We start from the raw sequence: 25,583 nt of genomic DNA on the forward strand, positions 1-25,583 counted from the left end.
CGGTGGCACTTTGTGCGCTCCACGGCCTCGGCTCCAGCGCTCCCTCCCCCTTCTACAGGGGGCGGGAGGCGAAAGGGCCCTGCCTACTCCGCCGCCACCTTGCCCGGCATATAGTTCAAAATCGGCGCCAGCCAGCGTTCGACCTCTTCCACTTCCATGCCCTTGCGCTGGGCATAGTCGATCACCTGGTCGCGCTCGACCTTGGCCACGCCGAAATAATAGGCGTCGGGATGGGCGAAATACAGTCCCGACACCGACGAGCCTGGCCACATGGCATAGCTCTCCGTCAGTTCCACGCCGACCGTGTTCTCCGCGTCCAGCAGGCGGAACAGCGTGGTCTTCTCGGTATGATCCGGCTGGGCCGGATAACCGGGCGCCGGGCGAATGCCCTGATAGGTTTCGGCGGCAAGCTCTTCGGGCGCCAATGTTTCGTCGGCGGCATAGGCCCAGAATTCGCGGCGCACGCGCTTGTGCATATATTCGGCCATGGCCTCGGCATAGCGGTCGGCCAGCGCCTTCACCAGAATGGACGAATAGTCGTCATTGGCCCGCTCGAAGCGCTCGGCAATGGCCACTTCGCCCAGACCTGCGGTGACCACGAAGCCGCCGAGATAATCGGGCTTGCCGGTCTCGAGCGGCGCAACAAAGTCGGACAGCGCCATATTGGGCTTGCCGTCGCGCTTGGATAGTTGCTGGCGCAGGGTGAAGAAGGTCGCGAGTTCCTCGCTGCGATCCTCGCCGGTGAAGAGTTTTACGTCATCGCCCACCGCATTGGCCGGCCAGAACCCGACCACTGCCGAGGGTGCGAACCATTTTTCCTCGATGATCTGCTGAAGCATCTTCTGGGCGTCGGCCCACAAGGCGCGAGCGGCTTCGCCCTGCTTCTCATCCTCGAGAATGGCCGGATAGCGCCCCTTCAGCTCCCAGGTCTGGAAGAAGGGCGTCCAGTCGATATATTGGGCCAGCTCCGCCAGGTCGAAATCCTTGAACACCCTTGTGCCGAGGAATGTCGGCGCGGGCGGCGCATAGGCGGCCCAATCCGGCTTGAAAGCATTGGCCCGCGCGGATTCGAGCGGCAGGCGCTTTTTCTCCTGTTCGGCCCGCTCATGCGCCGCCGCTGCCTTGGCATATTCGGCGCGCACCTGGTCGATGAAGGTCACCTTGGTATCGTCCGAAAGCAGGTTGGACACAACACCCACCGCGCGGCTGGCATCGTTGACATAGACCGCCTGCCCACGGGCATAGCGCGGGTGAATTTTCACCGCCGTATGCACGCGGCTGGTGGTCGCCCCACCGATCAGCAGCGGAATGTCGAAGCCTTCGCGCTCCATTTCAGAGGCGACATGCACCATCTCGTCCAGCGAGGGGGTGATGAGGCCGGAGAGCCCGATGATGTCGACATTCTCCGCCTTTGCCGTTTCCAGGATTTTCTGGCTCGGCACCATGACGCCCAGGTCGATGATCTCGTAATTGTTGCAGGCCAGGACCACGCCGACGATATTCTTGCCGATATCGTGCACATCGCCCTTCACTGTCGCCATCAGCACCTTTCCGGCGCTTTGGCGGCCGCTGGCATCGCCATTGGCCAGCTTTTCTGCCTCCATGAACGGCATGAGATAGGCCACGGCCTGCTTCATCACGCGGGCCGACTTCACCACCTGCGGCAGGAACATTTTGCCCGAGCCGAACAGGTCGCCGACCACGTTCATGCCCGCCATCAGCGGGCCTTCGATGACGTGCAGCGGCCGGTCATAGGCCAGCCGTGCTTCCTCGGTATCGGCCTCGATATATTCGGTCACGCCATTGACCAGCGCATGGCTGATGCGCTCGCCCACCGGCAGCTCGCGCCAGCTCAAATCCTTGGCCTTGCCGGCGCCGCCGCCCTGGCCCTTATAGCGCTCGGCCAACTCCAGCATGCGATCGGTGGAATCGGCACGGCGGTTGAGGATCACGTCCTCGCAGGCGTCGCGCAGTTCCTTGTCGATGCTTTCGTAAACCGCCAGTTGCCCGGCATTGACGATGCCCATGTCCATGCCATTCTGGATGGCATAGTAGAGGAAGACGGCGTGCATCGCCTCGCGCACCGGCTCATTGCCGCGGAACGAGAAGCTGAGGTTGGAGATGCCGCCCGAAATATGCACATGCGGCAGGTTCTGGGTGATCTCGCGGGTCGCCTCGATGAAGTCGACACCGTAGTTATTGTGTTCCTCGATGCCGGTCGCAACAGCGAAGACATTGGGGTCGAAAATGATGTCCTCAGGCGGGAAACCCACCACTTCGGTCAGGATCTTGTAAGCGCGGGCGCAGATTTCGACCTTGCGCTGCTTGGTATCGGCCTGTCCGGTTTCGTCGAACGCCATGACCACAACGGCAGCACCATAGGCTTTCACCAGTTTGGCATGATGGATGAACTGCTCTTCGCCTTCCTTGAGCGAGATCGAGTTCACCAGCGCCTTGCCCTGCACGCATTTGAGGCCCGCCTCGATCACGTCCCATTTGGAACTGTCGATCATCAGCGGCACCTTGGCGATGTCGGGCTCGGCGGCAAGCAGGTTCAGATAGTCGATCATCACCTGCTTGGAGTCGATCAGGCCCTCGTCCATATTGATGTCGATGATCTGGGCGCCATTGGCCACCTGGTCGCGCGCGACATCGAGCGCGGTCGTGTAGTCGCCGGCGGTGATCAGCTTCCTGAACTTGGCCGATCCGGTGACATTGGTGCGCTCGCCAATATTGACGAAGGGAATGTCCTTGGTCAGCGTAAACGGCTCCAGCCCGGCCAGCCGCAGCTTGCGCTCGATCTCCGGCACCTTGCGCGGCTGGTACTGTGCCGCCATTTCAGCGATGGCGCGGATATGATCGGGCGTCGAGCCGCAGCAGCCGCCGACAATGTTCAGCAAGCCGTCGCTGGCAAAGGCCTGCAGCTGCTGCGCCATCTGCTCGGGCGTTTCGTCATAGGCGCCCATTTCATTGGGCAGGCCGGCATTGGGATAGGCGCAGATGAAGGTATCGGCGACGCCCGAGAGTTCGGCAATGTGGTCGCGCATCAGGTCGGCGCCCAGCGCGCAATTGAGCCCGATGGTGATCGGCCTGGCGTGGCGGATCGAGTACCAGAAGGCGGTCGGCGTCTGGCCCGACAGGGTGCGCCCGGACAGGTCGGTAATGGTGCCCGAGATCATGATCGGCACGTCGATGCCGCGTTCCTCGAACAGCTTTTGCGCCGCGAATATGCCGGCCTTGGTATTGAGCGTATCGGTGATGGTTTCGAACAGCAGGAGGTCGGCGCCGGCATCGACCAGCCCGCGCACCGCCTCGCCATAGGCCTCGACCAGATCGTCGAAACTGATCGAGCGATGGCCGGGATTGTTGACGTCCGTGGACATGGACGAGGTCTTGGTCGTCGGTCCGAGGGCGCCGGCGACGAAGCGGCGGCGACCATCGGTCTGCTCGGCGCGCAGGGCGGCGCGGCGCGCTACCACCACGCCCTGATAATTGATGTCGTAAACCGCGCTTTCGCAGGCATAGTCGGCCTGCGCCACCGAGGTGCCGGAAAAGGTGTTGGTCTCGACGATATCGGCACCGGCCATGTAATAGGCGTAGTGAATATCCTCGATCATGCGGGGTTCGGTGATCACCAGCAGATCGTTATTGCCCTTGAGCGGATGGCTCCAATCCTTGAACCGCTCGCCGCGGAAATTCTCCTCCGTCAGCCCCAGCCGCTGGATCATGGTGCCCATGGCGCCGTCGAGAATGAGGATGCGCTCTTCCATGGCCTTGGCCAGGGCGGCGCGCACTTCCTGCCAATCGGGCAGAACAGGAGTTTCGGCGGTCGGGGCGGGGGAGGGGCTCATTGCCGTCCTCTCTTTCTTAGGGGCAGGCGCGCGAAGGTGTCGACGCATCACATAAAGATATCTTTATATCAGTCAAGCGCCAAGCAATGATCTCTCGATGTCGGCGGCATTTGGCGAAAATGCTACCCGCCGCTGTAACCGCCCATTGGCCTTAACCTCCCCTAAACCGTAAAATTGTTCCTTTCTGTGAAAACCGGGCCATCCGCCTTATCGTCGCGCGCGAATAGTTGTGGTTTTGTAGAGAATTGCCCCTGTGACGACCTCCTGGCGCAGCGCCGTCCGCATCCTTGCCCTTGCAACGCTGATCGTGCCCATGGTGGCCGCCTGTGCCACTGGTGGAGGGCTGGGTGCCACCGTCAAGCGCGGGGCCTTTACCTCCAAGGAATATGGGGTCGCCGCCTCTCCACGCGTTACCAATAATCCCAACCCGCCCAAGGGTGGAGGGCGCTATCAGGTCGGCAAGCCCTATACGGTGCGCGGCAAGACCTATGTGCCCGAGCACAATCCGAGCTATACTGCCAGCGGCCAGGCCTCCTGGTATGGCTCAGATTTCCATGGCCGGCGCACCGCCAATGGCGAAATCTTCTCCGCCAATGCCATCACCGCCGCGCATCCGACCCTGCCGCTGCCGTCCTATGTCCGCGTCACCAATACCGGCAATGGTCGCTCGATGATCGTGCGCGTCAACGATCGTGGCCCCTATGTGGCCGGCCGCATCATCGACCTGTCGCATCGCGCCGCCGAAATGCTCGGCTACGTCAATAACGGCTCGGCCAGCGTCAAGGTCGAATATGTGGGGCAGGCGCCGCTCGAGGGCGACGATACCCGCATGCTGGTGGCCAGCTATGCCGGCCCGGCCGATTTCGGTCGCGGCAATATCCAGGTCGCCTCCAGCGAGAGCAATCGCAGCCTCGTCGGCATGACCACCAATTTCATCAGCGGCCTGTTCTCTTATGCCGATACCACCCCGCAGCAGGTGGACGCCGGCATCGGCACTGCCCATGCGGCGGTCAATGCCATGGCCAGCCAGTCACCGGAATTGCAGGCCTGGGCGCAAAGCGTCGATGCCGGTGCGCGCCACGTCAAGATTGGCCTGGGCATCTATGCCGATCCGGAAAACACCGAACGGCTGGTCGAGGAATTCGCCGTACTTGCCGCGGTGGACGAGGAGCCCGTCAAGGTCGGTGGCCGCGACGCCACCAAGCTCACCGTGAGCTACCTCAAGCCCGGCGTCGGTCAACAAGATGTGCTCGACCTGGCGCAGAAACTTGGCCTTACCGACGTCATTCTTTATTAATCATCGGGGCAGGGGCGCATATAGTCCGGTCCAGAGGCTCGAGACACAAGGACTTGCCGCATGAGACTGTTGATCGTCATTGCTGCACTTCTGGCTCTGGTGCTTCCGGCTGCTGCGCAGGTCGATTTCGACACCAAGGCCCGCTATGCCGTGCTGATGGATTATGAATCCGGCACGGTGATCTTCCAGAAGGACGCCGATACGCGTCTCGAACCGGCCAGCATGACCAAGCTCATGACCCTGGCCGTGGTGTTCAACGAACTCCGCGCCGGCCGCATCAGCCTCGAGGACAAGTTCTTCGTCTCCGAAAATGCCTGGCGCACCGGCGGCGCGGCCTCCGGCGGCTCCACCATGTTCGCCGAGCTCAATTCGCAGATCCGGGTCGAAGACCTGATCCGCTCGGTCATCATCCAGTCGGGCAATGACGCGGCCATTATCCTGGCGGAGGGCATTGCCGGCACCGAGCCGACCTTCGCCACCATGATGAACCAGCTGGCCGGCCAGATCGGGCTCGACGGTTCCCATTTCACCAATTCCACCGGCCTGCCGGACCCAGAGGAATATTCCACCGCCCGCGATTTGGCTGAGCTCGGCCGCTATCTCATCCGCGAATTTCCCGAATTCTATCACTACTTCTCCGAGCCGGAGATGGAGTGGAACAAGATCAAGCAGTCCAACCGCAATTCGCTGATCGATGTCGGCATCGGCGTAGATGGCCTCAAGACCGGCCATACGGCCGCAGCCGGCTATGGCGTGGTGCTGTCCACCGCCCAGGGCGATCGCCGCCTGGTTGCCGTGGTTCACGGGCTCACATCCATGCGCGAACGCGCCGAAGAGGGCCGCAAGCTCCTTACGTGGGGCCAGCGCGCCTTCGAGCGCTTCGCGCCTTATCCGGCCGGCAGCATCGTTGCCCATGCCGATGTCTATGGCGGCGAAGCCGGTAGTGTCGGTCTCGTCGGCAAGGGCGAAATCGCGCTCTACCTGCCGCGCGGCTCGCGCCAGTGCCTTTCGGCCACCGTCAACTATACCAGCCCGCTGCTGCCCCCGGTCCGCCAGGGCGACCAGATCGCGGAACTGCGCGTCTTCTGCAACGACCAGCTGGTTCAAACCGCTCCCCTCTACGCCAATGAAGACGTCCCCCAAGGCGACCTCGTCCGCCGCGCCACCGACGCCCTGAAGCAGTTGGCCTTGGGCTGGCTTTAAGCCATCCGCTGCGCCGAAAGTCTCTCCGGTTGACAGATTTTAAGGCTTAAACGCCACGAGAGCTATGCTCGAGTGGTGGGCAATCCACCACATCCCAGGTCGTCACCCTCGGGCTTGACCCGAGGGCTCTTTACTTGACGATCGCGCTATAAGTTCAAAGCCCGAGGGTGACGCGCCGCACCCTCATCGATCACCCCTTCTCCTCCCCCCCCTTCAGGGGGAGGCCGGGTGGGGGGCCGAGAGCCCCAAAACCCGCACCCCGCCCATCAATCTCTCTCGCGAGTCTTTTCGTGGGGCCTTTGCTGACCTAAAAGGAAAGCGACCAAGGAATCAGCCTGCCAATGCTTGAATCGCCACACCGCCACCCGGCCCGGTTCATCACCTTTGAAGGTGGGGAAGGCGTCGGCAAGTCGACGCAGGTGCGTCGCTTGCTGGTCAATCTGGATCGCCATTCCATCAGCGCCGTGCGCACGCGCGAGCCCGGTGGCACGCCCAAGGCCGAAGCCATCCGCTCCTTCATCCTGCAGGGGCGCTCGGAAGCCTGGGGCGCCGGCGCCGAAGCCGTGCTCTTTGCTGCCGCGCGCCTCGACCATGTCAACCAGTTGATCGCCCCAAACCTGGCCAAGGGCACCTGGGTGATCTCGGATCGCTTTTGCGACTCGACCCGCGCCTATCAGGGCCTGACTGGCGGGGTCGACGACACTCTCATCGACGCGCTCGAAGTGCTGGCGCTTGACGGCCACACGCCCGATCTCACCATCGTGCTCGACATGGACCCCGAAATCGCCTTCCAGCGCGTCGCCCAGCGCGCCGTCGAAGACGGGCTGGCGCTTACCGGCGACCGCTTCGAGAAGGAAGAGCTCGACTGGCACAAGCGGCTGCGCCAGAATTTCATTGATATCGCCCGCAACAATCGCGACCGCTGCTACGTCATCTCCGCCAATCAGAGCGAAGACGCGATCGAGCAAGCGATCTGGGAGCTGGTCACCGACCGCTTCCCCGAACTATCCGACGGGCCCGCGGCGTGACCGATCCCACGGCGCTTCCTGACCTGCCGCTGCCCGAACAGCGGCAATTGGCCATTGGCCACGATGCCGCCCGCCAGGCCATTCTGGCGCAGTTGGGCGAGGGGCATCTGCCCGGCGCCATCATGCTGCATGGGCCGCAGGGCATCGGCAAGGCGACCTTGGCGTTCGAACTGGCCGCCACCATCCTCACGACCACCGGCGACGAGCCCGCGCACCGCGTGCGCGAGCAGGTGCAGGCCATGTCCCATCCCAATCTCTCGGTGCTGCGCCGCCGTCCCAAGGACGCCAAGGGCTACTACACCGTCATCCGCGTCGAGGATGTGCGCGAACTGCGGGACGCGCTGCACCATACGCGCGGCCGGGCCGGCCACCGCATCGCCATTCTCGACTCCATCGATGACTGCAACCCGTCCGCCGCCAATGCGCTGCTGAAGACGCTGGAAGAGCCGCCGGCCGACACCACATTTTTCCTTATTTCCCATCGCCCCGGCTCGCTTCTGCCCACCATCAAGTCGCGCTGCCACAATCTGGCGCTGCGGCCGCTGGCCGGCGGTCAGGTGCGCGATCTCGTGGCCGCCAGCGTTGCCGATCTCGATGCCGAGACGCTCGACCGCGCCGTGCAGCTGGCCGGTGGCCGGCCGCGCCGTGCCTTTGAAACCCTGGCGCTCTCGGAGGCCTCGCCGGTCGGAGCATTGCTGGCCTGGCTGCAAGATCCGCTCGCCATGCCCAATGCCGTGCATCTGCAACTGGCCGATGCATTGGGCAGCGACGCGCAGGGCACCGACATGTCCTTTGCCCGCGAAATCCTCGCCGATTGGATGGCCACCGAAATGCGCGAGGCTGCCATTGCCGGTGTGGATCGCAGGCGTCTTGCCTCCGCCACTGACCTATGGGACAAGGCCAGCGCACTTCTGGGCGAAGCCGACAGCGTCAATCTCGACATGAAGCAGACGCTGGCGGTTATTTTCGACGCCATAAGGAAGCACTGCGCCATTTCCGCCGTTCCCGTTGAGCCAGCATGACCGCCAAGCCCTTTTACGTCACCACCGCGATTTCCTATCCCAATGGCGCCCCCCATATCGGGCATGCCTATGAGATGATCGCCACCGACGCCATCGCGCGTTGGAAGCGTCTGGAAGGCCGCGAGGTCTATTTCCTGACCGGCACCGACGAGCATGGCATTAAGATGGTGCAGACCGCCGCCAGGGAAGGCATTCCGGTGCGCGAACTGGCCGATCGCAATGCTGGCGAGTTCCGCAAGCTCGCCGCGGCGCTCAATCTTTCCAATGACGACTTCATTCGCACCACCGAGCAGCGCCACCATGAGGCGTCGCAGGCCATCTGGAAAAAGATGGCCGACAGCCACAATGGCGATATCTTCGAGTCCACCTATAAGGGCTGGTACTCGGTGCGCGACGAGGCCTATTTCGACGAGGACGAGCTGACTGAAAAGGACGGCAAGCGTTTTGCCCCCTCCGGCGCCGAGGTCGAGTGGGTCGAAGAGCCGACCTATTTCTTCCGTCTCTCCGCCTATACCCAGAAGCTGCTCGATCTCTACGAGGCCAATCCCGATTTCATCGCCCCCAAGGAGCGCCGCAACGAGATCATCTCCTTCGTGAAGGGCGGATTGCAGGACCTTTCGGTCTCCCGCACCACCTTCGACTGGGGCATTCCGGTCCCCGGCGCCGAGGGCCATGTGATGTATGTGTGGGTCGATGCGCTCACCAATTACATTACCGGCGTCGGCTATCCGGACGAGCAGAGCGAACTGTTCAAGAAGTTCTGGCCAGCTGACCTGCACGTTATCGGCAAGGACATCATCCGCTTCCACACCGTCTATTGGCCCGCTTTCCTGATGAGCGCCGGCCTGCCGGTGCAGCATCGCGTCTTCGCCCACGGTTTCCTCACCGTCGACGGCCAGAAGATGAGCAAGTCGCTGGGCAATGTCATCGACCCGTTCCATCTGGTCGAAACCTTCGGCCCCGACGCCATCCGCTATTTCTTCCTGCGCGAAGTCTCCTTCGGCAATGACGGCGATTATTCCAACGAAAAGCTGGTCAATCGCGTCAATGCCGACCTGGCCAATAATCTTGGCAATCTCGCCCAGCGTTCGCTGTCGATGATCAACAAGAACTGCGAGGCCCAGGTGCCCGTATTCGGGGCGCTCACCGAGGCCGACAATGCCATCATCGCCGAGGTCACCGAGGCACTGGCTGCGGCGCAGCAGGCCATGGACCAGCAATTGGTGCATGAGGCCACCGGCGCCATCATCGCGGCGCTGAGCTCGGCCAATAACTACTTTGCCGGCCAGGAGCCCTGGGCGTTGAAGAAGACCGATCCGGCTCGCATGGCCACGGTTCTCTATATCACCGCCGACACCGTTCGCCGCCTCGCCATCCCGATGCAGGCCTTCGTGCCGGCCTCCGCCGCGCGCCTGCTCGACCAGCTGATGGTGCCCGCCGACCAGCGCAGCCTGGCCGATGCGGCCGCGGTCAATGCTTTGGTCCCCGGCACCGAATTGCCCGTGCCGCAGGGCGTCTTTGCCCGTCTCGAAAAGCCGGCGGAATAAGATGCTGATCGATAGTCATTGCCATCTCGACTTCGAGGCGCTCGCTGCCGATATCGAAGGCGTCATGGCGCGCGCTGCTGCGGCAGGGGTCACCGGCATGGTGACGATATCCACATGGGTGGATAAGTTTTCCACCTATGCCGATATCGCGGAACGTTTCCCGAACGTCTGGTGCTCGGTCGGCACGCATCCGCACAATGCCGATCAGGAACTGCACATTCAGACCGAAGATCTGGTCCGGCTAAGTGCCCATCCGCGCTGCATTGCCATCGGCGAAGCGGGCCTTGACTACTTCTACGACAATGCTCCGCGCGAGGCGCAGGAGATCGGACTGCGCCGGCACATCGCCGCCGCGCGGATCACCCGTCTTCCACTGGTTATCCACAGCCGCCAGGCCGATGACGACATGGCCGCCATCCTCGAAGAAGAGACCGGGCAGGGGGCCTTCCCCTTCGTGCTCCATTGCTTCACCGCCGGCATGGACCTGGCGCAGCGCGCGCTGGCGCTCGGTGGCTACATCTCCTTTTCCGGCATCATCACCTTCAAGAATGCCAAGGAAATTCAGGACGTCGCGGCCATGGTGCCGGCCGATCGCTATCTGGTCGAAACCGACGCACCTTATCTCGCGCCCATTCCGCATCGTGGCCAGTCCAACGAGCCGAGCTTCGTCCGCCACACGGCCGAAAAGGTCGCCGAAATTCGCGGCGTCACGCTTGAGCAGGTCGGTCGCGAAAGCACCGCCAATTTTGGGCGGCTGTTTGCCAAGTCCGGCGTGAAGTAAGGCCATGGCCGCGCCGGATCGCATCATCGCCACCATTCTCGGCTGCGGTTCGTCCGGCGGCGTGCCGCGCATCGGCAATGATTGGGGCATTTGCGATCCCGACGAGCCGCGCAATCGCCGTCGCCGCTGCGCGCTGCTGATCGAAGGCTGGCGCGACGGCGAGGCGGAACCCACCCGTATCCTGATCGACACCGGGGTCGACCTGCGCGAACAATTGCTCGACATGGCGGTCAACCGGGTCGACGCCGTATTCTACACCCATGAGCACGCCGACCATACCCACGGCATCGACGATTTGCGGGTTCTGGCGCTGCTCAACCGCAAGCGGGTCGATGTCTATTTCACGCCCGAATGCGGTGCCCGCATCCGCGAGGCCTTCGGCTATTGCTTCACCACCCCGGCGGGCAGTTCTTATCCGCCCATTCTCAATGCCCACGAAATCGCCGCCGGCGACACCATTTCGGTGACTGGCCCGGGCGGCACGCTCGATATCAGCGCCTTCCTGCAACTGCATGGCGATATCAATTCGCTGGGCTTCCGCGTCGCCGATTTCGCCTATAGCTGCGATCTCTCGGGCTTTCCCGAACAATCGCATGCCGCCATTTCCGGGCTGTCGCTCTGGGTGCTCGACGCCCTCCGCCCGACTCCGCATCCAAGCCATCTGAGCCTGCCGGAAAGCCTCGACCTCATCGCCCGCTTCCAGCCGCGCCAGGCCGTGCTCACCGACATGCACATCGACCTCGACTACGCCCGCACCGAAGCCGAGACGCCCGCCAATGTCACCCCGGCCTTCGACGGCATGCAGATCGATGTACTGAGTGGAGAAATCTTGAACCGGTAGGGGTGGGCGTACGCGCCACCCACTCTCACCGCGCCGCCCTCGGGCTTGACCCGAGGGCCTGTCGGAGAATCACAGGCCTCATTTAACGTCGCGGTTAGAGCCTCTCACGTTCTGGTTGATGCGGCTCTATCGCCCCCCCCTTGAGGGGAGGGCCGGGGATCTAGCAGCCCTCAGGTCGAGCCCGAGGGCGGAACGGCATAGCCCCCTCAAAACCCATCCAGCGGCAGCGCATCCACCAGCGCGCCCACCGCTTGCCCCGGATCATGCTCCGGCTGCACGATCAGCATATCCGCATGCGCCAGCGACGAGGTATGCCCGCTATCGGTCTGGGAAATCGGCAGCAATTCGGGCCCGGTCGGCATGTGCAGCAATTGCGCCCGCATGAAATGCCGGCGCGCCGTATTGGCCGGTGTCGGCCCGGCCAGCGGCAGGCGCCAGGGCGTCGGTTCGGCGGCACCCTGCCAGCGGCGCAGCGCCGGCTTGATGAAAACCTGCGCCGTCACCATGGCCGAAACCGGATTGCCCGGCAGCCCGAACACCAGCGTCTTGCCATGCATGCCGAACATCAGCGGCTTTCCCGGCCGCATATTGATGCGCCAGAAATCCAGCGTCACGCCCAATTGCTTGAGCACGTCCTGCACCAGGTCATGTTCGCCCACCGAGGCGCCGCCGGTGGTCACCACGATATCGGGCGCGTCGGCGAACACCGCCGCGAGCCTCGAGCGCAGTGTTTCCGCGTCATCGGCAATAATGCCGTGATCCCGCACCTCGGCGGCATAGGGCGCCAACATTGCGGCCAGGCCAAAGCTGTTGGACGCCACGATCTGGTCCGGTCCCAGCGCCTGGCCGGGCAGCACCAGTTCGTCGCCCGTGGCCACCAGCGCGATGCGCGGACGTGTGGCAACGCTGAGGGCCGGATAGTTGGCCGCAGCCGCAACCGAAATCTGCATCGGTGTCAGCCGCGTTCCGCGCTCGATCAGCATCTGTCCGGTGGCGAAATCATTGCCCCTGGGGCGCACGCTGTGGCCGGGCCGGGCAGGGGCCGTAAAGCGCACCATGTCGCCCTCGCGCACCGCCTCTTCCTGCATGATCACCGTATCGGCTCCGGCTGGAACCGGCGCTCCGGTAAAGATGCGCACGGCTTCGCCGGGGCCCACCGTCCCGGCAAAACCGGCGCCGGCCTGCGACATGCCGATGACCTTGAGCCAAACGCCCTCGCTCACGTCGGCGGCGCGCATGGCGTAGCCGTCCATGGCGCTGGCGTCGAAAGGCGGCTGGTCGTGCTGGGCGATGACATCGGCAGCGAGCACGCGGCCCGCAGCCTGGTTCAGCGCTACCGCTTCCGGCACCACGTCAGGCACACGCGCCAGAATGGCCCTGAGCGCTTCGTCGACGGGCAAGAGGCTCATGGCTGGCGCACGAAATCGCCGGACTTGCCGCCCGATTTTTCCACGAGGCAAATATCCGACACCACCATGGCGCGGTCGATGGCCTTGGCCATGTCGTAAAGCGTTAGGGCGGCGGTCGAGGCCGCGACCAGAGCCTCCATTTCCACTCCGGTCTGGCCGGTGGTCTCAGCCGTCGCGTCGATGCGGATGGCACCCTCGCCATCACCCGCAATCTCAACGCTGACCTTGGTCAGCGCGATCGGGTGGCAGAGCGGGATCAGTTCGGACGTCTTCTTGGCCGACATGATGCCGGCAATGCGCGCGACGGCCAGGGCATCGCCCTTCTTGAGCCCACCGCCGAGAATGGTGGCGATGGTCTCGGGCTGTCCGGTCAGTCGCGCCTGTGCCACGGCGCGGCGGCGAGTGACGGCCTTGTCGCCGATATCGACGATATGGGCCTCGCCCCGCGCATTGAGGTGGGTCAGGCGCGCCTCGGTCATCAGCGCACGGTCTCGGGGGCGCCCATCAGCAAGGCTCGGGTGGCCGCCACCACATCGTCCTGCCGCATCAGGCTTTCACCCACGAGGAAGGTGCCGACGCCACAGCGTTCGTCCAGCATCTTCACATGCTCATGGGTGACGATGCCGCTTTCGCTGACCAGCATCACGTCCGCAGGTAGGCCGGCCGACAGGCGCACTGTGGTTTCGAGCGAAGTCTCAAAGGTGCGCAGGTTGCGGTTGTTGATGCCGATGAATTTGGCATCGAGCCCCAGAGCCCGGTCGAGCTCGACCTGGTCATGCACCTCCACCAGCGCGTCCATGCCCCATTCCTGGGCGGAATCGAGCAGGTAGCGCGCCACGTCGTCATCGACAGCGGCGAGAATGATCAGGATGCAGTCGGCGCCCCAGGAGCGGGCCTCGGCCACCTGATAGGTTTCGAACAGGAAGTCCTTGCGCAGCACCGGCAGCCGCGTGGCGGCGCGGGCTTCGATCAGATAGCTGGGCGAGCCCTGAAAGCTCGGCCGGTCGGTCAGTACCGAGAGACAGGCCGCGCCGCCGGTCTCGTAGTCCCGGGCAATCTGGGCCGGGTTGAAATCGGCGCGGATCAGCCCTTTGGAGGGGCTGGCTTTCTTCACTTCGGCGATCAGGCCATAGTCGCCTTTGGCGCGCTTGTCCTTGAGCGCCTTCAGAAAACCGCGCGGCGCTGGCTGGTCATGCGCCTCTGCCACCACCTCGGCCCAGGGACGCATGGCTTTTGCCGCGGCGATTTCTTCGCGCTTATAGGCTTCGATCTGCTTGAGAAAATCGTTCATTCGGCTCGTCCGTTCGATGCCGCCACCAGGCGGGCGAGTGTCTGTTTGGCCTTGCCGCTGTCGATGCTTTCGCGCGCCATGGCGATGCCGTCTTCTATGCTGCTCACCTTGTCGGCGACAAAAAGGCCCGCCCCGGCATTGAGCAACACGGTTTCGCGATAGGCGCCCGGGGCGCCGTCGAACAGGGCAACAATGGCGGCAGCATTCTCCGCCGGGTCGCCGCCCAGAAGGTCCTTGGGATCGGTCAGCTTGAGGCCGACCTGCTCGGGATGCAACTCGAAGCTGCGCAAGTCTCCGCCCATGATCTGGGCGACAAAATTCGGGCCCGAGGTGGAAAGCTCGTCCAGCCCCTCGCTCGAATGTACGACCCAGGCCTTGATCGCCCGGTTGGCCAGCAGCGCAGCCGCCACCGGCTCCACCCATTCCTGCGCATAGACGCCGAGCAGATAGCGCCGCACGCCGGCCGGATTGGATTGCGGGCCCAGGAGATTGAACAGGGTGCGCACCCCGATCTCGGCGCGGGCCGGACCGACATGACGCATGGCCGGGTGATGATTGGGTGCGAACATGAAGCCGATGCCGGCTTCGGAAATGGTCCGGCCGATCTCCTCGGGGTTGAGGTCGAGCTTGACCCCCAGCGCCTCGAGCGCCTGCGACGAGCCGGAGCGCGAGGACAGTGCCTTGTTGCCGTGCTTGGCCACCGGCACGCCGGCGGAGGCAACCACCAGCGCGGTGGCCGTCGAAATATTGAGGCTGCCGACGCCATCGCCACCGGTGCCGACGATATCGATGGCATCCTCGGGCGCGCTGACAGGGACCATCTGCTCGCGCAGGATCGACACGGCGGCGGCGATTTCACCGACGCTTTCGCCCTTGATGCGCATGCCCATGAGGAAGGCGCCGATCTGGCTTTGCGTCGCCTCGCCCTTCATGATGATGCGCATAACGCCGCGCATTTCCTCGCCGGTCAGGTCTTTGCCGGACGCGATCTTGTTGAGCGCTTGCTTGATATCCATCACGCGGCCTGCTTTCCGTTGAAGTCGCGGGCGATGTTGAGGAAATTCTGCAGCAGCGCGTGGCCGTTTTCCGACGCGATGCTTTCCGGATGGAACTGCACCCCGTGAACCGGCAGGGTCTTGTGCTGCATGCCCATGATCAGCCCATCATCGGTCGTTGCCGTCACTTCGAGCACATCGGGCAGCGTGTCTGCCCGCACGATCAGCGAGTGATAGCGCGTTGCCTCGAAGCCGGCATTGAGGCCGCGGAAAATGCCCTTGCCGGTATGTTTGATCTTGCTGGTCTTGCCATGGACCAGATGCGGCGCCCGGATCACTTCGCCGCCCAGCGCTTGGCCCATGGCCTGATGACCCAGGCATACGCCGAGCATGGGGATCTGCGCCTTGAAGCGGTCGATGACCGAAAGGCATATGCCCGCCTCATTGGGCGTGCAGGGGCCGGGCGAAAGTAGGATCGCCTCGGGCGCCATGGCGGCGATCTCTTCGAGCGTGATCTTGTCGTTGCGGCGCACGGTGATATCGGCGCCGAGCTCGCCCAGGAAATGGACGAGGTTATAGGTAAAGCTGTCGTAATTATCGATGACGAGGGTCTTGGTCATTTGGGCCTGCCTCAGGAGAGTGGGTTCTGGTGACGTCGTTCAGAACCAGCTTTGCCATCGATGACCCGATATTGCCCTATCGTCACCACCGGGCTTGACCCGGTAGTCCATGCCGCAACCAAGATGGATTGCCCGGTCAAGCCGGGCAATGACGGTCGACGGATAGTTCATCGAAATATCCACCATCACTGTCCCACTCCCGCTTCCCCGGCATAGCGTAGCGCTTCTTCGGCGGCGCTGAAAAGGGCGCGGGCCTTGTTCTCGCATTCCATCTGCTCGAGTTCGGGCTGGCTGTCGGCAACGATGCCGGCGCCGGACTGCACGTAGAGCTTGCCGTCCTTGACGATGCCGGTGCGCAGGATGATGCAAGTGTCCATGGTGCCGTCGGCGCCGAAATAGCCGACGCAGCCGCCATAGATGCCGCGTCGCGACTTTTCCAGCTCGTCGATGATCTCCATGGCCCGCACCTTTGGCGCGCCCGATACGGTGCCCGCAGGGAAGCCCGCCGAAAGCGCATCGACGAAGTCATATTGCGGGTCCAGCACGCCCACCACATTAGAGACGATGTGCATGACGTGGGAATAATATTCGAGGAAGAACTTGTCGGTGACCTTCACCGTCCCGGTCTTGGCCACGCGACCCACATCGTTGCGGCCCAGGTCGAGCAGCATCAGATGCTCGGCCAGTTCCTTGGGATCGCTCAGCAGCTCCGCCGCCAGTTCCTGGTCCCGCGTCGGGGTCGAGCCGCGCTTGCGGGTGCCGGCGATGGGGCGGATGGTCACTTCGCCATTCTGCACCCGCACCAGGATTTCCGGGCTCGAACCGGCAATGGAAAAATCGCCGAAATCGAGGAAATACATATAGGGGCTGGGATTGGTGCGGCGCAGCGCCCGGTAGAGTGCAGTCGGGGGCAGGGTGAAATCGGTCGAGAACCGCTGGCTCAGCACCACCTGGAAGATATCGCCGGCGGTGATGTAGTCCTTGGCCTTGGCGACCATGGCGAAATACTCGTCGCGCGACGTATTGCTTGTCACCGCGATGGCTTCGAGGTCGGCAACGGCCGGGGTGGCGGGCAGGGCGCGCGACAGCCGGGCAATGGCGTCGTCGATGCGGCTTTCCGCCGAAGCCAGTGCCTGCTGGGCGGAAATCCCGTCGCGCACATAGACCGGCGCCGTCAGGTAAAGCTCGTCCTTGAGCGTGTCGAAGATCGCCAGCAGCGAGGGGCGCATCAACACCGCCTCCGGCGTGCCAAGGGCGTCTGGGCCGTCCGTCGGCAAATGCTCCATATAGCGGACCATTTCATAGCCGAGGTAGCCATAGATGCCGGCCGATTGCGGCGGCAGGCCGGGCGGTACCTCGATCTGACTTTCAGCCACCAGACTGCGCAGCGCATCGAGCGGCTTCTCGGCCATGGGCTCGAAGGCTTCCGGATCGACCTGCGCCTGGCGATTGATCTGCGCCTGGCCGTCGACGACCTTCATCAGCAGATCCGGCAAGAGGCCGATGATCGAATAGCGGCCGCGCGTCGTGCCGTCCTGCACCGATTCCAGGAGATAGGAATGGGTGCGGCCGGCAGCCAGCTTCAGATAGGTCCCCACCGGAGTTTCGAGGTCGGCCACGACGCGACGCCAGACGATCTGCGACTTTCCGGCTTGGTATTGCTCGGTAAATCGCTTGGAAAAGTCGTCGCCCATTGGTCAGGTTCCGGTTGGTGGGGCGGCCAGCTTTTACTGGCCGTAATTGAGGGTGAGAAGCTGGGTCAGGGCCTGCTGGTTGATGCGCAGACCTGCATCGTCGCGCAATGCACCGACGAATTCGGTATAGAGCCCGGTGCGGGCCTCGTTTTCGACATTGGTGATCGCCTGCGGTGCCAGCGGTTCGGTCGGCGCGGTGTTCTCGGCCACGTCGAACACCACATATTCGCCGGTGCTCGACACTGCCGAGCCCTTGTGATCAGGCCCGCCGGCAAACACGGCCTGTGCGATCACATTGTCGATGCTGCCATCATCGGCGCCAAAGCGCGAGAACGGGGTGCTGATCTGCGGGAAGAGATTGAGCGAGACGGCGACATCGGCCATGGCCTCGCCGGCTTCCAATCGTGCCACCAGCTCCTTGGAGAGAGCGAGCAGTGCGTTATTGGTGCGCTCCTCGGTGATCAGCGTGGTCAGCTGGTCGCGCACTTCGTCTAGGGTCTGGTCACGGGCGGGTTTCACCTCGGCGAGGTCGAACCAGAGATGAGCATTGCCGGTCAGGCTGACGGCCGGGATCAATTGGCCATCCTGCGCCTTGAAGATCGCCTGGCTGACACGCGAGCGGTCTTCCGGTGCGAGATTGGGCAGCACGGAGAGTTCGGTGCCGGCGGCGGTGACCTCGGCTTCATAGAGCTGCAGGCCGAAGCGCTCGGCAATCTCGGTCAGCGGCCGGAAGGCGGCGCGCAGTTCCTCGATCTGGTCGAGCACATCGTTGATTTCATTGCGGGCCTGGGCCGTGGCCAGCGAATTGCGGATCTGGTCGCGGGCATCGTCCAGTGTCGGTTCGCCGGCAGGGACGATCTCGGACACATGGATGGCGCGGCGGCCCCCAATGCCATCGATAAGTGTAAAGGCACCCTGCTGCAGGCCAAACGCGGCGCCAGCCAGCGCGGCATCGGTGACTTCGCTTTGGGCCAGTGTGCCAATCGGGGTGGGGGTAACGCCGGTTTCGGCGACGGCGGTGGCGAAATCCTTGCCTTCAGCGGCTGCGGCCTCGAACTGTGCGACCTGTTCGGTGGTCAGCGCCACCTGTTCGATGGTGCGGCGTTCCGGCGTGGTCAGCGTTGCCTTGGCGCGCTCATATTCGGCGGCGATCGCGGCATCGTCGATGGTCTTGGTGGCGGCAAGCGAGGCGACGGACAGGTCCAGCATCTGCACGCGACGGCTTTCCACGGTGCGGAATTCGCTCTGGTGCTGGGTGAGATAGGCAGCCAGCTCGTCCTCGGTCGGTGCGGCCGGGGTCTCGATATTGGTGTCGGTCAGGGTGATATAGTCGATGGTGCGCTTGGTCGCCGCATAGTTGTTGACCAGGTCGAGGCCGACCTTGGGCAGGGCGTTTTCGGCGAACAGGGACTTGGTGATCTGCTCGCGCTTGGCCTCGTCACCGCGCGCCTTGAAATACTCGGCCTCGGTCCAGCCGCTCATCTGCAGCACCTGGGTGAAGGTGCTCGGGTCGAAATTGCCCAGCGTGCCCTGGAAGGACGGGTCTTGGCGCAGCATCTGGCCGAGCTTGGCCTCGGAAACGCCGACGCCGAACTGATCGGCCAGATTGGTAAGTGCCGCGCCCTCGGACAGTCCGAGAATGACGGCGGTGGGAATGCCGAAGCTCTCCGCCTGCGCCGCGGTCGGCACCGAGCCGAGCTGCTGGGCGACGCGGTTGATCTGGCTCTGATAGGCCCGCAGAAATTCGCGGGAGGTGATTTCCTCATTGCCCACGCGCGCCACAGTGTTGCTGCCGAAATCGGCGATCACATTGTTGATGCCGAAGCCGGCAACGCCCACGAGCAGGAATGCCCCGAGGATCTTGCCGGGCCAGGATTTTGAGAAATCACGCAAACCAACGAGCATATTGAGCGTTCCACTTGAAGGTCCCGGGCTTTACCGCAAGGGTTCGGCAGGACTAGTAAGACAATTCCGACAGCCGGGGTTAGGGCAAAGCCCTCTCTGGCGCAAGAGGCAGGAGTAGCAAGATTGACGACCATCTCACCGCTAATCGCCGGAAACTGGAAGATGAATGGGCTGACCCATTCGCTCGAAGAGCTGAGTGAACTCGCCAGATTGCTGACCACCGGGGAGGCGCCGCGCGCCCTCGTCGTGGTCTGCCCACCCGCAACATTGCTCGCCGCGGTCGCCGCGCAGGGCGCCTCCAGCGGCATTCTGGCCGGCGGCCAGGATTGCCACACCGACGCGTCCGGCGCTCATACCGGCGACATCTCCGCCCCCATGCTCGCCGATGCCGGCGCGCAATTCGTCATTGTCGGCCATTCCGAACGCCGCGCCGATCACGGCGAATCCGATGGGGATGTTCGCACCAAGGCGGAGGCCGCCATCGGCGCCGGTCTCAAGCCCATCATCTGCGTAGGCGAAAGCGAGGCGCAGCGCGATGCCGGCGAGGCAGAATCGGTCGTCGTGCAGCAGTTGGCCAATTCCATTCCCGACGCTGCCGCTCAGCATGAAGTGATCGTCGCCTATGAGCCGATCTGGGCCATCGGCACCGGCCGCACCCCCAGCCTCGACGACATCCGCCAGATGCATGCCGTCATCCGCGACAGTCTGGTGCAGCGCTTTGGCGGGGCAGGGGAAACCATCCGCATTCTCTATGGCGGGTCGCTCAAGCCGGTGAATGCACGCGAAATCCTGGCGGTCGATCACGTCAATGGCGGGCTCGTCGGCGGCGCCAGCCTCTTGGCAAAAGACTTTTACACCATTATCTCCGCCGTATGATCCGGCGATGATCGGTCGGTTGCAGCGAAAAACGCTGTGGCCGACTGGTATTTGCCATTCGAGCGGTGTATGACCCCGCATCTCCTGATGCACATGCGGCGAAAGTGATACTTTCACTTTGGCCGTCAAGTCGCGACAAAATAAACATGAAGCCATTTTCCGCTCATGCGGCTTGATGGTTTCAGCCTGACACGAAGACGAAGTTTCATGGCCAACGTTCTGCTTGTAGCCTATCTGTTGATCGTGCTGGCGCTGATCGTCGTCATCCTGATGCAGCGTTCCGAAGGTGGTGCGCTTGGTATTGGTGGCGGTGGTGGCGGCGGCCTGACCACGGCGCGTGGTTCGGCCAATCTGATGACCCGGACCACGGCAATCCTGGCGACGCTGTTCTTCGCATCCGCCATCGGACTGACCATTCTCAGCGAACTGGATCGCGGCACTTCCAGCATTCTGGATCAGGCCGTCGGCACCCAGGATGGCGCGGCGCCGTCCAGCGTTCTCGATGCGCTGAACGCCATGCAGCCGAGCAATTCGGATCTGCCGCTGCCGGCTGACGCGACGCCGAGCGCTCCTGCTGCCGGCGCGAGCGACCTGCCGGTGCCTGCGGCGCCGGACCAGACGACGACCCCGGTAACGGGCAACTGATCCGCCGCAAGGCGTAACCGGAAAAGGGGATGGCGACATCCCCTTCTTCTTTTTGTGTAGAGCGCACTCCCCGCTCTGCGAATCGTTCATGATGTGCTTATGGTGATCGCCCATGGCTCGGTACGTTTTTATCACCGGAGGCGTGGTCTCCTCCCTTGGCAAAGGTCTTGCTTCAGCGGCGCTTGGCGCTGTCCTGCAGGCACGCGGCTATAAGGTCCGCCTGCGCAAGCTCGACCCCTATCTCAATGTCGATCCCGGCACGATGTCGCCGACCCAGCACGGTGAGGTTTTCGTCACCGATGACGGGGCGGAAACCGATCTCGACCTGGGTCACTATGAGCGCTTCACCGGCCGCGCGGCCAACAAGCGCGACAATATCACCTCGGGGCGCATCTATTCGGATCTGCTCTCCAAGGAGCGCCGCGGCGAATTCCTGGGCGCGACGGTGCAGGTCATTCCGCACGTCACCGACTCGATCAAGAATTTCGTGCTCGAGGGCAATGAGGACTATGATTTCGTGCTCGTCGAAATCGGCGGCACAGTCGGCGACATCGAGGGTCTGCCCTTCTTCGAGGCGATCCGCCAGCTTGGTAACGATCTGCCGCGCAATCACGCCTGCTACCTGCATCTGACCCTGATGCCCTATATTCCCTCGGCGGGCGAGCTCAAGACCAAGCCGACACAGCACTCGGTCAAGGAACTGCGCTCCATCGGCATCGCGCCGGACGTGCTGCTGGTGCGCTGCGACCGTCCGATCCCGGAAGGCGAGAAGAAGAAGCTCAGCCTGTTCTGTAACGTGCGCGAAACCGCCGTCATCCAGGGCCTCGACGTTGGCTCGATCTATGACGTGCCGATGGCCTACCACAAGGAAGGCCTTGACCGCGAAATCCTCGCTGCCCTCGGCATTACCGATGCGCCAGAGCCGGACATGTCGGCCTGGGAAGAGGTGTCCAAGCGCTACCACAACCCCGAAGGCGAAGTGAACATCGCCATCGTCGGCAAATATACCGGCCTCAAGGACGCCTATAAGTCACTCAGCGAAGCCCTGACCCATGGCGGCATTGCCAACAAGGTCAAGGTCAACCTGCAGTGGATCGACTCGGAAGTCTTCGAGCGTGACGATCCCGCGCCCTATCTCGAACATGTCCACGGCATCCTGGTGCCCGGCGGCTTCGGCGAGCGCGGCTCCGCCGGCAAGATCGAGGCGGCGCGCTTCGCCCGCACCAAGGACGTGCCCTATTTCGGTATCTGCTTCGGCATGCAGATGGCCTGTATCGAGGCGGCCCGCAACACGGCCGGCATCAAGAATGCATCCTCCACCGAATTCGGCGCCACCAAGGAGCCGGTGGTTGGCATGATGACCGAATGGGTCAAGGGCAATGAGAAGGAAAGCCGTGCCAAGGACGGCGATATGGGCGGCACGTTGCGCCTCGGCGCCTATCCGGCCCAGCTGACCCGCGGTTCGCGCGTTGCCGACATTTATGGCTCGACCCGCATCTCCGAGCGCCATCGTCACCGCTACGAGGTGAACATGGACTACCGCAAGCTGCTGGAAAAGAACGGCCTCTTGTTCTCCGGTGTCTCCCCCGATGGCACGCTGCCCGAAATCGTCGAGCGCACCGACCATCCGTGGTTCATCGGCGTGCAGTTCCACCCGGAGCTCAAGTCCAAGCCGTTCGAGCCGCATCCGCTCTTCACCAGCTTCATCTCCGCCGCCGTCGACCAGAGCCGTCTGGTCTGACGCCTCACGCTTGCTCCGGCGCGCCACCAGCGCGCTGGCTCGCTCATGTGGCTCAAAGCTGCAACCCGCACCGCCCTCGGGCTCGACCCGAGGGCCAATTGCGGAGCCACCGGCATCAAGCGGCACAAGGCGCAGGCTGCCCCCAAAACAAAACGCCACATCGCGTGTTGAAAACCGCCTTCGCCCTCCCATGCTGGCGGCCCATTTGCTAGACCTGTCTGCATGTCCCGATTCGGGACGGTCTCGAGGCGCACTGGAGCAAGCGACCCATGGCATCGACGCCGCTCGGCGAGGACAACTATCCCGAACCGATTCTGTCGGCCGGTCGGGGCGCTGCGGGCCTTTGGCGCGTGCTGCTGCTCGGCGTGCTGCTGATTGCCGCCGCCGTGGTCTTCGTGGTGTTCGGTCATGCCATTCCCGCCGAACTGGTAATGACCTTTGTCGGCCTCCTGGCCGTGTCGGGCGTGTTCTTCCTGTTCGGCCTGGCGGCGGGCCTCTTCCGCTTCGCCGGCGGTGAAGAGCGCCGCACCATCAGCAATGCCATGGTCGACAGCCTGCCCTTTGGCGTCGTCATTGCCGATCGCGAAGGCAAGATTGCCTATGTGAACCAGAATTACGGCAATCTGCCTGGGGCGCTGACCAATGGCGTGCCCGTGGGGGTGCCGCGTCTCTTCGCGGGTTATTCCGACGCCAGCGAGGCGATCTATCGCCTGTCGCGCGCCGCCAAGGATGGCCGCAGCGCCATCGAAGATATTCGCGTCATTGGTGGGCTGGGCGGGGCCCAGGCCGATGCCAATCGCGCCTTCTTCTACCGGGTCGCCGTACGGCCGCTGCCCGAGACCGATGAAGGCCGCCGCGCGCTTGTTGCCTGGTCGGTCGAAGACATAACCCGCGACCAGGAAAGCAACGAAACTGCCTTCCGCGATCTGCAGCGGGCCATCGACTATCTCGATCATTCCCCGTCCGGATTCTTCTCCGCCGATGCGCAGGGACAGATTCAATATCTCAACTCCACGCTCGCCGATTGGCTGGGCTATGACCTGGCCGAGTTCAATGTTGGCCAGCTGCGTCTCTCCGATATCGTGCGCGGCGACGGTGCTTCTCTGCTGATGCGGGGCAGGGGTGATGGCGAAATCCGCACCGAGATCATCGATATCGACCTGGTGCGCCGCAACGGCACCGCCTTGCCGGTGCGCCTCCTGCATCGCGCTGCCCGCCTGGCCGATGGCGAACTGGGCGAGACGCGCACCCAGGTGCTCGACATGTCGAGCGCTCCCGACACCGAGGAAGAGCTGCGCGCCGCCGAAGTGCGTTTCTCGCGTTTCTTCAACGATACCCCCTTTGCCATCGCCACGCTCGACGCCGAAGGCCGGATCGTGCGCACCAATGCGCCGTTCGGGCGGATTTTCCGTTGGTCCGGCGAGGCCAAGACGCTCGAATTGCAGCCGCTGCAGGACCTTATCGGCGAAGGCAGCCGCGACAAGCTGGTGCGGGCTTTAGCCGATGCCACTGCCCAGCGCAGCGAAGTCGAACCGGTCGATGCCGTTCTCAGCGTCGAGGGCGACCATGCCGTCCGCCTTTACATCTCGGCCTCCGAGGTCAGCGCCGGCTCGCCCGAGCAGGTCAATGTCTATGCCCTCGACATGACCGACCAGCGCAAGCTCGAAGCCCAGTTCGCCCAGAGCCAGAAGATGCAGGCCGTGGGTCAGCTCGCCGGTGGCGTCGCCCACGATTTCAACAATCTGCTTACCGCCATCATTGGCTTCTCCGACCTCCTGCTGCTCAAGCACAAGCCGGGCGATCCCTCGTTCAGCGAGCTGATGCAGATCAAGCAGAACGCCAATCGCGCCGCCGGCCTCACCCGCCAGCTGCTGGCCTTCTCCCGCCGCCAGACCCTGCGCCCGCAGGTGCTGGAACTGCCGCTGATCGTCGACGACCTTACCGTGCTGCTCAAGCGAATGATCGGCGAGAAGAACCAGCTCAGCGTCGAGCATGGCCGCAATATCTGGCCGGTGCGAGCAGATGTTGTGCAGCTCGAACAGGTGATCATCAATCTCGTGGTCAATGCGCGTGACGCCATGCCCAGTGGGGGCGCGATCACCATCCGCACCGCCAATATCAGCGAAGACGAAAGCGCCAATCTCAAATTCGAGGGCATGGTTCCGGCCGACTACGTGCTGATCGACGTGCAGGATACCGGCACCGGCATGAGCCCCGAGGTTCTGGCCAAGATTTTCGAGCCCTTCTTCACCACCAAGGAATTGGGCAAGGGCACGGGCCTCGGCCTCTCGACGGTCTATGGCATCGTCAAGCAGACCGAGGGCTTCATCTATCCGGTCTCGACCGTCGGGGTGGGCACCACCTTCAAGATCTTCCTGCCGCGCTATGTGCCCACGGCCGAAGAATCGTCGGCCAAGGCCGCCGCGGCAGCTGCTCCGGCGCGCGATCTCACCGGCCATGAGCGCATTTTGCTGGTCGAGGACGAGGAAAGCGTGCGCGCCTTCTCCGCCCGCGCCCTGCGCGCCACCGGCTATGAGGTGCTCGAAGCCGAAGGCGGCGAAGAGGCCATCGAGGTACTCGAGGATCACGATTACCAGGTCGATCTGATCATTTCCGACGTGGTGATGCCGGAGATGGATGGGCCGACCATGCTCAAATCCATCCGCCACAAGATGCCCGATCTCAAGATCATCTTCGTATCCGGCTATGCCGAGGAGAGCGTGCGCCGCGATATCGAGGATGATCAGAGCGTCGATTTCCTGCCAAAACCCTATTCGCTCGACCAGATCAATTCCAAGGTCAAGGAAGTTCTGAGCCGCGTTGGCAAGGCCAATTGA

The 25,583-nt window shown here is 63.4% G+C and carries 19 protein-coding genes; 11 read left to right on the plus strand and 8 right to left on the minus strand.

The genetic code is table 11. The features are described from left to right. Positions 1-83: 83 nt before the first annotated feature. Entirely contained in the window at positions 84-3,851 is a 3,768-nt protein-coding gene (metH, locus tag DEVEQU_RS18035; protein ID WP_126151990.1) for a methionine synthase, read from the minus strand. A 253-nt stretch (positions 3,852-4,104) separates the two neighbouring features. Between metH and DEVEQU_RS18040 the strand changes: the two genes are divergently transcribed. The 7 genes from DEVEQU_RS18040 (at position 4,105) to DEVEQU_RS18070 (ending at position 11,570) form a co-directional block, all read left to right on the plus strand. Further along, complete coding sequence (locus DEVEQU_RS18040; RefSeq protein WP_223214284.1) at positions 4,105-5,148, plus strand: septal ring lytic transglycosylase RlpA family protein; 1,044 nt, start codon at positions 4,105-4,107, stop codon at positions 5,146-5,148. Between the two features lie 60 nt (positions 5,149-5,208). Next, positions 5,209-6,351 (plus strand): D-alanyl-D-alanine carboxypeptidase family protein, encoded by a 1,143-nt coding sequence (locus DEVEQU_RS18045; protein ID WP_223214285.1) that lies wholly within the window; start codon positions 5,209-5,211, stop codon positions 6,349-6,351. A gap of 341 nt (positions 6,352-6,692) precedes the next feature. Next, positions 6,693-7,379, plus strand: a complete 687-nt coding sequence (gene tmk, locus DEVEQU_RS18050; RefSeq protein WP_126151991.1) for a dTMP kinase — start codon at positions 6,693-6,695, stop codon at positions 7,377-7,379. Then, complete coding sequence (locus DEVEQU_RS18055; protein ID WP_164550478.1) at positions 7,376-8,401, plus strand: AAA family ATPase; 1,026 nt, start codon at positions 7,376-7,378, stop codon at positions 8,399-8,401. Before tmk ends, DEVEQU_RS18055 begins: the two co-directional genes overlap by 4 nt. After that, complete coding sequence (gene metG / locus DEVEQU_RS18060) at positions 8,398-9,948, plus strand: methionine--tRNA ligase (protein ID WP_126151993.1); 1,551 nt, start codon at positions 8,398-8,400, stop codon at positions 9,946-9,948. The genes DEVEQU_RS18055 and metG overlap by 4 nt, the downstream gene beginning before the upstream one ends. A gap of 1 nt (position 9,949) precedes the next feature. Beyond that, a complete protein-coding gene (locus DEVEQU_RS18065) occupies positions 9,950-10,729 on the plus strand; it encodes a TatD family hydrolase (RefSeq protein ID WP_126151994.1) in 780 nt (259 codons plus the stop codon). A gap of 4 nt (positions 10,730-10,733) precedes the next feature. Continuing rightward, positions 10,734-11,570 (plus strand): MBL fold metallo-hydrolase, encoded by an 837-nt coding sequence (locus tag DEVEQU_RS18070; protein ID WP_126151995.1) that lies wholly within the window; start codon positions 10,734-10,736, stop codon positions 11,568-11,570. Between the two features lie 206 nt (positions 11,571-11,776). Here DEVEQU_RS18070 and DEVEQU_RS18075 read toward each other — a convergent pair whose 3' ends face one another. The 7 genes from DEVEQU_RS18075 to DEVEQU_RS18105 all read right to left on the minus strand — a co-directional run bounded on the left by DEVEQU_RS18075 (position 11,777) and on the right by DEVEQU_RS18105 (position 19,484). Further along, positions 11,777-12,979, minus strand: coding sequence for a molybdopterin molybdotransferase MoeA (locus DEVEQU_RS18075; RefSeq protein ID WP_126151996.1), 1,203 nt, complete (start codon positions 12,977-12,979; stop codon positions 11,777-11,779). Next, positions 12,976-13,458, minus strand: coding sequence for a cyclic pyranopterin monophosphate synthase MoaC (moaC, locus tag DEVEQU_RS18080; protein ID WP_126151997.1), 483 nt, complete (start codon positions 13,456-13,458; stop codon positions 12,976-12,978). The genes DEVEQU_RS18075 and moaC overlap by 4 nt, the downstream gene beginning before the upstream one ends. Beyond that, a complete protein-coding gene (trpC, locus tag DEVEQU_RS18085) occupies positions 13,458-14,270 on the minus strand; it encodes an indole-3-glycerol phosphate synthase TrpC (protein WP_126151998.1) in 813 nt (270 codons plus the stop codon). The genes moaC and trpC overlap by 1 nt, the downstream gene beginning before the upstream one ends. Then, positions 14,267-15,289: an anthranilate phosphoribosyltransferase gene (trpD, locus tag DEVEQU_RS18090; RefSeq protein WP_206437884.1), complete on the minus strand. Its 1,023-nt coding sequence runs from the start codon at positions 15,287-15,289 to the stop codon at positions 14,267-14,269. Before trpD ends, trpC begins: the two co-directional genes overlap by 4 nt. Beyond that, positions 15,286-15,885: an anthranilate synthase component II gene (locus DEVEQU_RS18095; RefSeq protein WP_126152000.1), complete on the minus strand. Its 600-nt coding sequence runs from the start codon at positions 15,883-15,885 to the stop codon at positions 15,286-15,288. The genes trpD and DEVEQU_RS18095 overlap by 4 nt, the downstream gene beginning before the upstream one ends. A 185-nt stretch (positions 15,886-16,070) precedes the next feature. Beyond that, positions 16,071-17,579, minus strand: a complete 1,509-nt coding sequence (trpE, locus tag DEVEQU_RS18100; RefSeq protein WP_126152001.1) for an anthranilate synthase component I — start codon at positions 17,577-17,579, stop codon at positions 16,071-16,073. A gap of 33 nt (positions 17,580-17,612) precedes the next feature. Beyond that, a complete protein-coding gene (locus DEVEQU_RS18105; protein WP_126152002.1) occupies positions 17,613-19,484 on the minus strand; it encodes a peptidylprolyl isomerase in 1,872 nt (623 codons plus the stop codon). 123 nt (positions 19,485-19,607) lie between these two features. On the opposite strand from DEVEQU_RS18105, the gene tpiA reads away from it, so the two are divergent. The 4 genes from tpiA to cckA all read left to right on the plus strand — a co-directional run bounded on the left by tpiA (position 19,608) and on the right by cckA (position 25,583). Next, complete coding sequence (tpiA, locus tag DEVEQU_RS18110) at positions 19,608-20,360, plus strand: triose-phosphate isomerase (protein WP_206437885.1); 753 nt, start codon at positions 19,608-19,610, stop codon at positions 20,358-20,360. A gap of 207 nt (positions 20,361-20,567) precedes the next feature. Further along, on the plus strand, positions 20,568-21,005 hold the full coding sequence (secG, locus tag DEVEQU_RS18115; protein WP_164550479.1) for a preprotein translocase subunit SecG: 438 nt from the start codon (positions 20,568-20,570) through the stop codon (positions 21,003-21,005). A 112-nt stretch (positions 21,006-21,117) separates the two neighbouring features. Then, entirely contained in the window at positions 21,118-22,746 is a 1,629-nt protein-coding gene (locus DEVEQU_RS18120; protein ID WP_126152004.1) for a CTP synthase, read from the plus strand. A 269-nt stretch (positions 22,747-23,015) separates the two neighbouring features. Further along, positions 23,016-25,583, plus strand: a complete 2,568-nt coding sequence (gene cckA, locus DEVEQU_RS18125) for a cell cycle histidine kinase CckA (protein WP_126152005.1) — start codon at positions 23,016-23,018, stop codon at positions 25,581-25,583.

The sequence above is a fragment of the Devosia equisanguinis genome, from assembly GCF_900631955.1.
In the GTDB taxonomy this organism is placed as follows: domain Bacteria; phylum Pseudomonadota; class Alphaproteobacteria; order Rhizobiales; family Devosiaceae; genus Devosia; species Devosia equisanguinis.

Coding starts and splice junctions, on each gene's coding strand:
- metH (WP_126151990.1), bottom strand. CDS start 3,851: ATGAGCCCCTCCCCCGCCCCGACCGCCGAAACTCCTGTTCTGCCCGAT.
- DEVEQU_RS18045 (WP_223214285.1), top strand. CDS start 5,209: ATGAGACTGTTGATCGTCATTGCTGCACTTCTGGCTCTGGTGCTTCCG.
- tmk (WP_126151991.1), top strand. CDS start 6,693: ATGCTTGAATCGCCACACCGCCACCCGGCCCGGTTCATCACCTTTGAA.
- metG (WP_126151993.1), top strand. CDS start 8,398: ATGACCGCCAAGCCCTTTTACGTCACCACCGCGATTTCCTATCCCAAT.
- DEVEQU_RS18065 (WP_126151994.1), top strand. CDS start 9,950: ATGCTGATCGATAGTCATTGCCATCTCGACTTCGAGGCGCTCGCTGCC.
- DEVEQU_RS18070 (WP_126151995.1), top strand. CDS start 10,734: ATGGCCGCGCCGGATCGCATCATCGCCACCATTCTCGGCTGCGGTTCG.
- DEVEQU_RS18075 (WP_126151996.1), bottom strand. CDS start 12,979: ATGAGCCTCTTGCCCGTCGACGAAGCGCTCAGGGCCATTCTGGCGCGT.
- moaC (WP_126151997.1), bottom strand. CDS start 13,458: ATGACCGAGGCGCGCCTGACCCACCTCAATGCGCGGGGCGAGGCCCAT.
- trpC (WP_126151998.1), bottom strand. CDS start 14,270: ATGAACGATTTTCTCAAGCAGATCGAAGCCTATAAGCGCGAAGAAATC.
- DEVEQU_RS18095 (WP_126152000.1), bottom strand. CDS start 15,885: ATGACCAAGACCCTCGTCATCGATAATTACGACAGCTTTACCTATAAC.
- trpE (WP_126152001.1), bottom strand. CDS start 17,579: ATGGGCGACGACTTTTCCAAGCGATTTACCGAGCAATACCAAGCCGGA.
- DEVEQU_RS18105 (WP_126152002.1), bottom strand. CDS start 19,484: ATGCTCGTTGGTTTGCGTGATTTCTCAAAATCCTGGCCCGGCAAGATC.
- secG (WP_164550479.1), top strand. CDS start 20,568: ATGGCCAACGTTCTGCTTGTAGCCTATCTGTTGATCGTGCTGGCGCTG.
- DEVEQU_RS18120 (WP_126152004.1), top strand. CDS start 21,118: ATGGCTCGGTACGTTTTTATCACCGGAGGCGTGGTCTCCTCCCTTGGC.
- cckA (WP_126152005.1), top strand. CDS start 23,016: ATGGCATCGACGCCGCTCGGCGAGGACAACTATCCCGAACCGATTCTG.